This is a genomic window from Draconibacterium sp. (assembly GCF_041583095.1).
Taxonomy (GTDB): Bacteria; Bacteroidota; Bacteroidia; order Bacteroidales; family Prolixibacteraceae; genus Draconibacterium.
The window spans coordinates 1-12,165 of the sequence record NZ_JBFHGM010000152.1; the positions used below are offsets into that span (position 1 = coordinate 1).

Here is a 12,165-nt window from a genome sequence, read left to right on the forward strand (position 1 = left end):
AGACATCGCCCGGATGCTAATGCTTTGAAGCGGTCCGATCAGGCGGTGCAAGTAAATCGAAGCTAGCATAAACGAAGCTCTGGCGTTTTTGCGAAATTAAAAGAGATAAGGTAGTAGTTGGTGGCTTTGATCCGGCTGCTATTCGAAAATTAAGTCAGAGATAAACATGTAGAAAGCTTGTAGCTTCCTCGTTTGGACAGGGGTTCGACTCCCCTCAGCTCCACTATGTTTTATAACACCACTGTACTACAGTTAGTTACATACGCTAAATGTATGTCAGTGTAAATAAAGCATGTATTTCATCGATTGTCGGTTAATTTTTTCACGTTGGGGAACGCGAAATTTTAACGGATATGAGAAGAAAAAAACTTTTTAGAACCCCTTACCTGTACGATGCCGGTGGCGACATCTCAAAATCGTGGTGGATTGAATTTGGATACAGAGATCCTAAAGACGGAAAGATGAAACGGAAACGTTACCAGGAAGATCTATCTCTGTTAAAAACCAAAAAAGCCCGGTACGCAAAAGCCGAAGAGCTGATCAGGATCTACACTGCAAAGCTGAATAAAGGCTGGACTCCACTCGACGATATAAAAAACCAGGTAGTTTACGAGGACGAACTGGAGTACCATGAAGCTGCCCGGGTATACGGACGTAAGCGGAAAGCAAACAAGAACGTGCGGTTCTATGGTTCGGAGTATATCTTACACGTTAAAAAGTCGAAAGCCAAAAAGACCTATGAAAGCTACCGCGGCAAAATCAGGGAGTTTATTGCCTGGTTAGAAAAAAATAAACTGGTAGATAACGACCTGTCTACTTTCGACAATACCATAATCATTAAGTTTTTCGATTACCTGATAGAAGACCGGCAGCTGGCCAGGCGCACAGTTGAAAAATACCGGATTACCCTGGCTAAGTTTTTCGGGTACCTGGAGAGAAGGAATGTAATTATGGATCACCCGGTACACGATATCGATATCCCGGAGACGGACGAAGACTTCTCGGCAATGCCGTTTCTAGATGATGATATGGAAAGGATCCTGCCGGTTATGCGCGAACAGGATCCGCAATTGTTTTTAGCTGCACTGCTGCAGTACTTTTGTTTTGTTCGTCCTGGTAACGAATTATTAAACCTGCAGGTGAAGCATATTAACTTCGGAGCCCGGACCATTTTGATACCTAGAAGCATTGCAAAGAAACGGAAGGAGCGCGTGATCGACATCCCTACCCAGCTTTTTGAGGTGCTGCAGCAACACGGAATTCATACCTTCGGTAAGGAATTGTTTTTGATTGGTCCGTTTGGAAGACCAGGTACCAGACAGATCGGAACCAACACGCTCCGGAACCGGTTCAATAATTTCCGGGATGATCTTGATCTGTCGAAAAGTTACAAGTGGTACTCGTTTAAACACACCGGAGCCGGGAAGCTTTTGGAGAGTGGAGCAACCATTGTTGAGCTGATGAACCAGCTGGGCCATACCGATATCACTTCAACCTACCGATATATTAAGCAACACTTTGGCGAACGATCGGCGCATGTACGAGAGAGTTTCCCATCGCCAAAGGGATTTTAAAACATAAAAAAGGCCCGGTCAACACCGGGCCTTTTCAATAAAACTAATCAAACCTAAACTTATGAAAAAAACTGATTCGCTTACATTGTTAAGTGGACGGGGTATGTGTCCCGCCTCCTTTCTTTAAATTGGGTACGATAGCTCCGAATATTCCAAGGAACCGGGCCAGAATAGAATTGTCTTTTTCCGTGGGTGTTAGCCTTACTATAAATTCAAGTAGTAAGATGAGCACCGTTGCCAGCCACTTCCAATTCCGCTTTGCGTAATCTGCTAACGATTCTCCTTCTTCAATTGCCGGAGGATCTTCCAACTCGTACTGCGGATCGGAACTGAGCGATGCATATAAATGCTCTTCGCCCTGCAGATCGTCAACTGTAAAAACAATTTCGGCAACTCCGGTGCCGTCCTGGATGAAACATTGAGGCGGATCATCGAGCGCCTGCGGCTGGGCAATGCCTTGCATTGTGCCTGCAACCACAACAAATAGTGTGAAAACTAAAAGCTTTGCAAATAAATTTCTCATAGCACTTTAATTAAATGATTGAACTATATCGTTACTAATTGGATCTCAATTTCTTTAGATTTTACCGGCCGGAAAAGGACACCGTTTATTTAGATTTCCGGGACTTCCTTTCGGCTTTCCGGGCAGCTCGTATTTCTTTCCGGGATAATTGTTGATCAAGCTGAACCTGCTGTCCATTGCCCTCTCCTTTCTGTTTTATCTTCCCGATCTTTTGTTCCTGGTCTTCCACATAGGTTTCTGCAGTAACAACTTTATCCGGTTTCTTTACACGGATTAATACCAGGAACCCGGTTATAATACCAGCCAAATAAATGGTAATGCTTTTCCATGGTATTTTCATTTCTGCTTTTGTTTAAGATCCTTATAGGAAAGAATAAGAGTAGCGGTAATCGCCACAACAAAAACACCTGCAACAAATAATAGTATCATACGAATTCGGCTTTAACGTCAAAACATGGACAGGCTTTCAGCCATTCATCCGGAGTGATCACTCCGTCGTGGTTTACATCCGGGCTTAGGTCACGATGGCCAAACCATTCGGTAACATCATAAACCCGCTCTATAAAGTTCCGCAGAGAAATTAACGCCTGCTTTTGCTGATCGGTGCGAGTGTCTACAGGTAAGCCACTGGCATTGAGACCACCTTCGTAACAGATCGCAATGAACCCGGTATTGTGCCCTTTGGCATGGGCCAGCTGGGCACCCATCGGCCGGCCAATATGTATTGACCCATCAATCTCGATATAGAAGTTATACCCGATATCCTTCCATCCGTTTTTTTCGATGTGCATTTTTTTGCACTGCTCGAAAGTGAGACGGGATCCTTTCCTGGTTGCACTGCAGTGAACACAAACTTTAATGTTTTCTCTGCTCATTATTTTGATAATATTTGCGTTTCAAACGATATGAAAGAATACCCAGCACAATACCGGTAATCAGAGAGGCCACAGTTAATACAGGAATAATTTCGCGGAAGAAAATACCAATAGCGCTCCCGGTGATTGGCGCGCCAATTGCTACTGCAGTATTTTGCAGTGTGTTTTTTGCCTGGTCAATGGCAGTGGTAGCGAATTGCAAGAGAGAATTTATCATCATCCGAAAGTTTTATTTCAAATATGGCTCCCGGATGATGATCTCAAAAGGACAGATCAGTACCCATAAATGCTAATACAATCGGGTAATGGGAACTGATATTCTGAAACTACACCATTAAGTTTCCACAGATATCCGGAGCTATAATTTAACGATCCGCTTGCCAGAAAGACATCGGCACCGGCTTTTGCGGCTCCCACGGCATAGCCACCAATTCCAATCCGTGTTTGTGTTGTTGGGCCACCGGTTAAAATCATTACGCTGTTTGTATAACCATCAAGCAAACAAATCACATCATCGCCATTTGCCAGTGCTTCCAACGTTTGCGGATGGCGGGTTCCAACATCGTTACTGTAGTCGAAATCACTCCAGTTGGTTGGATCGGTTTTCAGCGCAGTAACCTGGCGATCTTCCACAGCAAAAGCGTACAGCCTGGAATCGGTTTGTACCATTCGCGTGAAGTCTACATCAATATCAAGGATCTCGTTATTATCAAAAAGCAAATCGGTTGATCGGGTAATTTCACCCACTTTCGAGCACATGTAGTAATAGCCGTTGTAGTATTCGAAATCGCGGATCGTATATCCTACCTGCCCATTATTGCCATTAACCACGCCGCTTATTACTGCAGCCGAATAGTTGTCGAAATCATCCTGATTAAACCACTTATATGTCCGTTGGTTATTTATACCTGCCATTACTTTGCCGTTGGTAACCCTAATGCCCGAAATGCTTTCGCTTGTGGCCATAACCCTCACACTTTGCATTCTTATTCCATTGCTTAAATCGTAGATGTGCACATAGCCATAGTTGCCACCAACAAAAAGCTGTTTACTGGCAGCGTCGTAATCAATACAACAATGATGGGCATAATCGGCCGTGGAGATATCGCCAAATACCGAGGTGGTTTTAAAGTTACCGGTTTCATCTACCAGGTATGGTTTACCGTATCGGTTTACTCCTACAAATTTCGGAATCAGGCTTTGTTCTGTTCCATCACCGCCTCCAGGAACAACACCAGGATTAAATGCCCAAAAGTTATCTTCAACTTTGTATGCCTGAATTTGCACAAGTGTTTCTTCCTCCGGACCGGGATCAGCATCGATCTGTTCGATAAGGAATTCGCACTCGCTGTCTTTCATTTTCTGATAGATGTTATTCATTACATAGTGAAGGATCCGCGGCGGGAAACGAAAGTCGGCCTCGATGGGTAAACAACCTGCCAGGAAAGGAGCTGTTAAGCGGTAACGATTATACACAAAACCGGTATCACCTTTCCAGTCAAATTTCTTCCCGGACGGACTTTCATCGCCACCGTTATTATTACCCTTGTAAAATAGCAGGCGTGGAGAGAACTCTTCGCGCACACTCGAAAATGCTTTTGAATTGCCATTCTGATAAGCTACCGGATAACCTTCAGCAGCCATACGTAAGGTTGAAAAGGAGCTTTTTATTTCTTCCTGGTCCTTGTCGCCATCGTTAAAAAAATAGTTTTGAAGCCCAATAGATACAGGTTTCCATGCTTTAACAACTGCCTCGCTATCTACTGCCCCGTTGGTAACTTCGCTAATGGTAAACCACCCGTATTCGTAATAGGTGTTCTCGTTAATCACCAGGCGAATATCGCCCTCTTCTTTTGGAAGCAATACGCTTTTTAAGTCGGAATACGAATTAACTGAATCCAGGATCTTATGACGTTTATCATCCAGCTCCTCCCAAAGTTCGTTGAAAGCCGAATCGTTATTATCATGCTCCCAACTGAATTTCAAGGTTACATCCTTACGTTCGCCAACACGCCACTCGCTTACCCGGTATTTCGAAAGATCGAAAGGATCTCCTTTTAAAACAGCTTCGCGATCGATGATCTGAACGGTGCGGTTATTATTAAACCAAAAGAAGGTATTGAAATTATTCTGTGATGAAAGCAGCAACTTTTTTACATCGATACCAGGTAACAGATCGTGAATATTAAAAGCGGCCAAATCCCATGTGGATGCAGCAATAGCATTGAGTTCCTGGAACTGAAAAGCGCCGGTATAAAAATTAAACAGGTTGAATCCCTGCTCTTCCAGTGTAGAAGTGTCTTTCAGGATATTATAGTTATGATACAGACACAATGTTTTCAGATCGGCATCGAGCTTCAGGAAATTATCTGAAATATAAAAACCATTCTTCCGGAGCAGCGTATCGATAAGCCGGTGCAAAAACGGAAATGGTGAAACCACGGCCACACCATTGGTATCGGCCGAAGTTAATACGCCACCAGTATCGTTTTGGTTAACGAAAAAGCCGGCTGCAGCTTCGAACTTATTGGTAAGCTCTTCAACGTCGGCCCCATCGGCTCCTTCAACCATTCGGCCTTTATCTTTCCAAAAGCCGCGATTCATTAACCGGATGGTACACCATTCGTCGCTATCGGGATCGAATGTAGTTTTATTTACAAAATTCTGATCAGCACCAAAGTCGAGCTCTGTGAGGTTCTTTTCGCGGAGCTCTTCGCCAAGCTTCCCCACATTGTTTTGGATCCAACCATCGACAGAACCTTTTGCTCCGGTAACAACAAAATCGCCGGTAACCAATGGCAAACCAAAGTGCAACAGTTTTGCACCGGCAAAATGACGGTCGTTTTGTGTGGCACGTTTTGTTACCTGGTTGGGGTTTTTAAGTTGCTGTCGGTTACCTTCAACCGGGAGGCTGATATCGGTTGCCAGCGGTCCGCGAATTTCATCGAACATGAAAAACGGGTTTTTGGCTGTAATTCTGCAGCTGAAATTCTTGTCGGTAAGCAGCGGTTTATTGTCGATGGTGATGCTAAGCATGTGGCGTTGTTATTGAGTTTGTTACTTAACTGTGGACGGATCAACAGCTACATCGGTTTTTACATCGCGGAAAGCTATTTCAGGAGGTAAGCCTTTTATTAAGTTCAACCGAACCTCTTCCCGCTGTTTATTCCACATACGCCCTTGAAATTGTTGGAATGCTACGGCGTACTGCCCGATGGTTGCGTAATAAACATTGTTCTGATCAGCGATCACAATCGGCCTGAATTTTAAGGTGTCAAGCATAACAAGGTTATCGGCCATCAGCGTTATTTTTTGCGTGGCATACTGATAATCGAGCGCTGCCGTAACCGAATCTTTGTAGGCTTGCTGTTCGGCCTCAATTGCTAATTGAATTGAATCCTGAGCGGTTGTTTGTGCTTGTGCGGTGGCCATGCCTAGCAGGGCGATTACCGCGATTAAAATGTACTTTTTCATATTAATTTACTTCTAAAATTAATGTTACTGCATCCTGAGATGTGCTCCAATTGAACTGGTTTGATGGCAGTTCTCCGTTACATGTAGTGTTTGAATTTGTCGCAACGACTCTAAAACTAAGCGTTGAATAGGTCTGGTTATGCTGAGAAGTCCAGTCAGTACCCGTAAATGCTGGATCTTCTCCTATACCAATTGCACAAGCACCAACAAGCAAGGCTGCATTATCTACGGCTAATGAATTATAAAATGATATACTTGTGCCTGTGTTGTATGAAACCCCTACATTGCCAGTACCTGAATAGTTTTCAACTATAAGATTTACCAAGGCGATTCTGCTTGCTCTATCGTAATGGAAACTTACGCTGCCGTTTGATATATCAGTTGCATCTAAAACTTTTGAAAACACTTTTATTCTTGCATCCTCACCTGTGCTTGTACTTCCTTCTAAAGTGAATCCGGATGTATTTGCAGACACGATAACATTTGGGTTCGATATGGCAAAAACAATTGCTAAATCACCAGCTGATGCACCTCCAACTCCTACAGTCCTGTCTGAAGCTGCTGTAACGGTTTGGGTAAAATATTGAACGCCCTTCACTGACGGAGAGGTACATCCTGAAGCTTTCTGCCAAACCAAAGTACTACCCACATAAATTTTACCCATGTCGGTTGTGCCAACTTTTACGGCATCCCAGGTGTCGTTTATTTGCCCTACTGCGAAGAATGGGAGCAGTAGTATTCCCACTAATAAGTTTTTCATTAATCCTCTATGAAATAAATTGTGTTGCTATCGTATGTTCCCAAAGCATCATAAGCGGCTTGTGTGCCAATCCAATAGCCTTTAGTCGCTATACTTCCAAAAGTTTCTATTTTATCGCGCATGGCGTCCTGCGTTACCGCTTTTCGTGAGCCATTCCAGGTGGTTGCGTTGTAGGCTTCTATATTGACTTCAGCAGTGTTTAAGTCTATATCTTCGGTTCCGTCAAACAAATTAAGGTTTCCCGAATCCCAAATTTCTTTCCATTGTCCATAATATTTGCCGCCTGAATAGTATGAATTTCGCCGAAACATGCTACCATTTCCATACTTTGTAGTTAATTGCATGTTATAATTTGTTCCATAATTGATATTGTAAAGACCAAACCCCCCACTTCCAACGGTAAAAGGTAAATCAGTAAATGAAGTAGTTGTATAGGCGTTATCCGTTGCTAAATATGTCCCGTTTTTGGTCATATCATTTGCAGAAAAAGAACTTTCAGCACCTGAAAATATTGTTACTCTATCAAAATCAGCATTTGACTTGCCGTTCAAATAGTTAGCGTTTAAGTTTGTCACTAAATTTGTGTTTAACATAGAACCGCCTGAGCGCGATAGATAATCTCCAAAATCTGATATTTGATTTTTAGTAATACTAATTTCAGACTGAGTAAAATGCTCTGACTGTAGGAAATTTGTTAATTGATCGTGGTCAATGTCTGTAGTTAAGTTATGAGTATTTATTAAACTGTCGTGGTTAAAATCGCTGGCTACCTGGTCGCCTGTGTTTGTTCCTGATAAATTGGTCGCCGTAAAATTCCCCGTAACAGATGTGTTTAAAGAATGGATTGTTAAACTCCCGGCGCCATTAGAGGCCCCCCCATTTACAAAAAAACGCACATCATAATCAACAAAAGTTGTAGTATTATCGTGAAAATCAAAGTATCTGCCAACTTCACCGCCGCCATCTACTTTAACAACCGGTATAAAACTATTAGTATAATCGCCACTACCTGTACTAAACCCTTTTAGATAGTTAGCGTTTAAGTTTGTCACTAAATTTGTGTTTAACATAGAACCGCCTGAACGCGATAAATAATCTCCAAAATCTGATATCTGATTTTTAGTAATACTAATTTCAGACTGCGTAAAATGCTCTGACTGTAGGAAATTTGTTAATTGATCGTGGTCAATGTCTGTAGTTAAGTTATGAGTATTTGTTAAACTATTGTGGTTAAAATCGCTACTTGTATATGTTGTGTTATTATCAATAAAATTAAATGTTTCATTAATCGATTGATTTAGATTAAAATTCCCAATATCAACACCGTTTCGTTGTAACGTTATAATAGAATTATTAACCGTTGGGTCTGTTTCTGATGTAATAAAACCAACATTATTAATTAGTTGTGACAAACTTGTTAAATTACTTTCGTCCCATAGTTTTTTCCAAGATTCGTAAACTTTGCCCCCTGAATAATATGAAGATCGTATGTAAAAATCTAAATTTGCCCCATATTTTCGCGTCATTTGAAAATTGTAAGCTGTTCCAATTCTCATATTGTAAAGAGTGAAACCGCCGCTTCCAACTGTAAAAGGTAAATCGGTAAATGAAGTAGTTGTATAGGCGTTATCCGTTGCGAAATATGTCCCGTTCTGTGTCATATCGTTTGCCGATACGGAATTTTCTACACCGTCATATTTTGTTACCCTATCAAATCCGCTTGGCGTTATTCCGCGTAATAAATCAGCATCTAAACCACTCCCTGAACCGTCTAAAACGTTTAACGTATTACCTGAAAATGACAATTGGTTACCTGCCGTTATTGCGTCTTGCTTGGCATTCCATGTTGCAGCACTTGAAATATTAGCATCGAGCAAAACCCCTGCAACGTGCCCCGAATTCCCCAAATCAATCTTATCCAAGTTCAACACTTGGTTAAGTACATCTAATTGCCCGAATGTGGCTGAGCCTGTTTTTGTAAGTGCAGGATGAGAGCTGGTAGAAAGACCATCAATCACACTCCACAAAGCTTCAATGCTATCTTGCGCCGCCTGCGACAATGGCAGGGTTATAATCTTTAGCGATTTACGCAGGCCATCCGTAGCATCTTCTACCAGCAAAAAGTCTGCAGTGTCAGGTGTGAGGAGTTCTGTCTGGTCGCTGATTGGTTTAATGCGTTCCCAGCGCATGGTTTGGGCAAAGGTGAATACCGGTGCCAGCAATAGCAGTATTAAAATTATTCGTTTCATTGTTACAATTTTAAGTATGGGTAATCGGCTAAAATTCGTTCATCATCAGCTGGAGGTACCACATGAGCGGCCAGCGTTATTGTTGTCCCGTCCAGGGTAAAATCATCAGGAAGAAAGCGCGTCATTGGATAAAGGTGCAGGGCCACTCCTCCAACAGGTTCGTTGGCCAGCTCGAATATTCTGTTTTGTCCATCGATAACACCGGTGGGTATTTCACCAATGGCCCAGGTGATCTCTCCGCGTTGCTGCGGTTCCAGCATATCGATAAGCAGCGACATACGATGATCGCCTTTAAACATTCGTTTCAGATCGCGCTTTGTTACTCCCATAATCAGTAGCGGTTGTTGTGGGCTTCCGTTAATACAATCTCGAAATCGTGCAGGTTATCGTCGATACTTCCCAAAGCTTCTTCGCTGTTTTCGATGTTTACCGGTACAACATAGCCGGTGGTCGCATCGAGGATCCACAGCTGACGACTCATTATTAAATGCTCGAGCGCCTGTATTTCTTCCCACGATTTATGGCCGGTGTTAACGATCCACTTCCGTCGTCCGGATTTGGCAGAAATAACCTGCGTGCGCTGCCGGGTTGTATCGGTGTTTTGTGCGGTACGCTGTGCTGTTGAATGCTCGGCCGGGAAGTTGGTTTTTACTTTACCGGTAAACCAGTAAGGATCTACCCCACTGTAACGGTTAAAAGCAAACACCTGCGTATTGTATTCGTACCAGGTATAATCGATATTGAAAGTGAATTTCTCGATTACCCGTACACCGGTGTTCTCGAGGTAACATTCATAACTTACTACCGGGTTTGCACTGGCCACATCGAGGCCCAGCGTTGCCGGATCTACATTAAACTCGTATATGCTTCCGGGATTAACGGTTACGGCCTGCGTAATGGTACCGGTGGTTCCATCCTGTAGTGTGTAATCGGCTTTAAAAGTGAGATTCAGTGCTACCGCTGCCGACGACATACACCAGAGTTTTGCTGCTGCAGTAGGTGCTATTTTAACGCCGGATGGTAAAGTGTTTAACCATTTACCTCCAACAATAAACTGGTTGTACCAATTGGTGGTCTGCTCGGTGTACAGATTTTTATCGAACTCGGCTAAACCGCCCTGCAGAATTGTTACCTGGTACTGTGCTCCGGCAAGCCCCGACCAGTTTTCCTGGCGCACGGAATTTGCATCGACATAGCTTTCGCCAATATCGAGCGAAATGAGTGCAGGGATATCGTCTCTTTCGGTGGCCAGTACTCCACCGGTTGACGAAAACGAGGGTACAAAATACCGGTAAAGAAAACCGGAAATGTCGAACCAGGCATCGCCGTTGGCATCGGGAATGTTCTCGAGGATCTGCGGCATACCGTCGAGCTTGGCATCTTCGCTGGTAATTTTTAGCAGCACCCGGTAAAGGTCGCCCTGTACGGTATCGGTATTTATTTTAACCCGAATTTCGGTGCCTTGTAACTGCACCGCTCCACCTGGTATTGTAATGTTTAAAGCCATACTGCAATATTGTTTATTCAGCTGCTGCAGGAAAGGACACTAGATGCCGGATCCTTGCTGCTGGCGTTTGTATTCTTTTTCTAGTTTTTCGAATTTGTTGTATGATAATGGGATCTCGAGGCCTTCTAACCTGGAGACAGCTTTATCGAAGTTGGTGGCATCTAAAACAACCACCTGCGTGGAAGATCCACCGGCGTTTGCAGATACAGCTGCCGGCAAGTTCATAGATGACAGGGTTCCGTTTCTGCGTGCTGTTTCGATGATATCCAGAACTCTTTTAACGGATGGATTATTTACCCCGTCCTGGTTAACCACGTATTCACCTTTATGTACCACACCGGCAGGCTCGTATTTGCCTCCCGGTTCGGTATAACCACCTGTGTACAGATTATTAGCTACTACACCACGCACGGCCTGGTATGCCATTTCCATAGCTGCAACTTTTAAGCCTGCAGTAATTAATGCCAACGGTCCTTTGGTTGCCACCTCGGATATAATGGCTTTTGCCTTTTCGATTAAAAAGAATTGATGCAAGGCATCGAGGGCCATCAGTATAGTTTGTTTCAGATAATCTTTAAACGTTGCTTCAGAATCGGCCATCAGCTGGCCAAAGCTTTGGCCGATGGTAAGTGCCCAACTTAAATACAGCTCTTCGCGTTTCCGGATCTGCTGTTGTTCAAACTTGGTAAACTGTTCGCTGTTGCGCATGGCCTCTGCTGCCGCCCTGGCTTGCGATGCGGTTTGATTTTTTGCACTCTCTTCAATTGCCTTGTCGATTATATCGGCATTCTCCAGTACTACATCTTTGTACTTCTTATTAGCTTCTGTAGCAATTTTCAGGCTTTTCGCCAATCCATCATCGGCAGAATAGCCAGTTCCTGCAGATGACGTTTTAACCGTATTGGATATGGTATTATTAGCCTGGGTTTCTACGATCTGTTTAACCGGCTCGATTTTACCATTGACAGTTTCGTTAAATGCGGTAGCCCATGCGTCTCCAACAGATTTGGCATTATCAATGGTTTTGGTTTTTATGGTTTCGATTCCATTATTGAACGACTCTTTTATCAGGTCCAGGTCGAATGTTAGAATGCCCTGGATTAATTTACCTCCGAATTTTAACGTTTGCCAAAGCGCAGTAAGTTGTGTTTTAACCAGGTTAATTCCGGTTTTCCAAATAGCCAGCATGTAGTTTACACCTGC

The 12,165-nt window shown here is 43.3% G+C and carries 12 protein-coding genes and 1 other RNA gene; 2 read left to right on the forward strand and 11 right to left on the reverse strand.

Going from position 1 to position 12,165, the window contains the following annotated elements:
- Both ssrA and ABZB17_RS14180 read left to right on the forward strand, forming a co-directional pair.
- Positions 1 to 226: a transfer-messenger RNA gene (gene ssrA / locus ABZB17_RS14175) on the forward strand; the annotation flags it as partial.
- A 127-nt stretch (positions 227 to 353) separates the two neighbouring features.
- Positions 354 to 1,574, forward strand: a complete 1,221-nt coding sequence (locus ABZB17_RS14180) for a tyrosine-type recombinase/integrase (RefSeq protein ID WP_372650993.1) — start codon at positions 354 to 356, stop codon at positions 1,572 to 1,574.
- Positions 1,575 to 1,662: 88 nt separating this feature from the next.
- Here the strand turns inward: ABZB17_RS14180 and ABZB17_RS14185 are convergent, their stop codons facing one another.
- The 11 genes from ABZB17_RS14185 to ABZB17_RS14235 form a co-directional block, all read right to left on the reverse strand.
- Positions 1,663 to 2,097 carry a hypothetical protein gene (locus ABZB17_RS14185; RefSeq protein WP_372650994.1) on the reverse strand — a complete coding sequence of 145 codons (435 nt, stop codon included), beginning with the start codon at positions 2,095 to 2,097 and terminating at the stop codon, positions 1,663 to 1,665.
- 85 nt (positions 2,098 to 2,182) lie between these two features.
- A complete protein-coding gene (locus ABZB17_RS14190; protein ID WP_372650995.1) occupies positions 2,183 to 2,437 on the reverse strand; it encodes a hypothetical protein in 255 nt (84 codons plus the stop codon).
- 85 nt (positions 2,438 to 2,522) lie between these two features.
- Complete coding sequence (locus ABZB17_RS14195) at positions 2,523 to 2,972, reverse strand: N-acetylmuramoyl-L-alanine amidase (protein ID WP_372650996.1); 450 nt, start codon at positions 2,970 to 2,972, stop codon at positions 2,523 to 2,525.
- Complete coding sequence (locus ABZB17_RS14200) at positions 2,953 to 3,189, reverse strand: hypothetical protein (RefSeq protein WP_372650997.1); 237 nt, start codon at positions 3,187 to 3,189, stop codon at positions 2,953 to 2,955. The genes ABZB17_RS14195 and ABZB17_RS14200 overlap by 20 nt, the downstream gene beginning before the upstream one ends.
- A 56-nt stretch (positions 3,190 to 3,245) precedes the next feature.
- Positions 3,246 to 6,008 (reverse strand): hypothetical protein, encoded by a 2,763-nt coding sequence (locus ABZB17_RS14205; RefSeq protein WP_372650998.1) that lies wholly within the window; start codon positions 6,006 to 6,008, stop codon positions 3,246 to 3,248.
- A gap of 21 nt (positions 6,009 to 6,029) precedes the next feature.
- Positions 6,030 to 6,446: a hypothetical protein gene (locus ABZB17_RS14210; protein WP_372650999.1), complete on the reverse strand. Its 417-nt coding sequence runs from the start codon at positions 6,444 to 6,446 to the stop codon at positions 6,030 to 6,032.
- Between the two features lies 1 nt (position 6,447).
- Positions 6,448 to 7,206, reverse strand: coding sequence for a hypothetical protein (locus tag ABZB17_RS14215; RefSeq protein ID WP_372651000.1), 759 nt, complete (start codon positions 7,204 to 7,206; stop codon positions 6,448 to 6,450).
- Entirely contained in the window at positions 7,206 to 9,455 is a 2,250-nt protein-coding gene (locus ABZB17_RS14220; RefSeq protein WP_372651001.1) for a hypothetical protein, read from the reverse strand. The genes ABZB17_RS14215 and ABZB17_RS14220 overlap by 1 nt, the downstream gene beginning before the upstream one ends.
- Positions 9,456 to 9,457: 2 nt before the next feature.
- Positions 9,458 to 9,784 (reverse strand): hypothetical protein, encoded by a 327-nt coding sequence (locus ABZB17_RS14225; RefSeq protein ID WP_372651002.1) that lies wholly within the window; start codon positions 9,782 to 9,784, stop codon positions 9,458 to 9,460.
- 2 nt (positions 9,785 to 9,786) lie between these two features.
- On the reverse strand, positions 9,787 to 10,962 hold the full coding sequence (locus ABZB17_RS14230; protein ID WP_372651003.1) for a hypothetical protein: 1,176 nt from the start codon (positions 10,960 to 10,962) through the stop codon (positions 9,787 to 9,789).
- A 39-nt stretch (positions 10,963 to 11,001) separates the two neighbouring features.
- On the reverse strand, positions 11,002 to 12,165 hold a 1,164-nt coding region (locus ABZB17_RS14235; RefSeq protein WP_372651004.1), incomplete at its 5' end, for a hypothetical protein.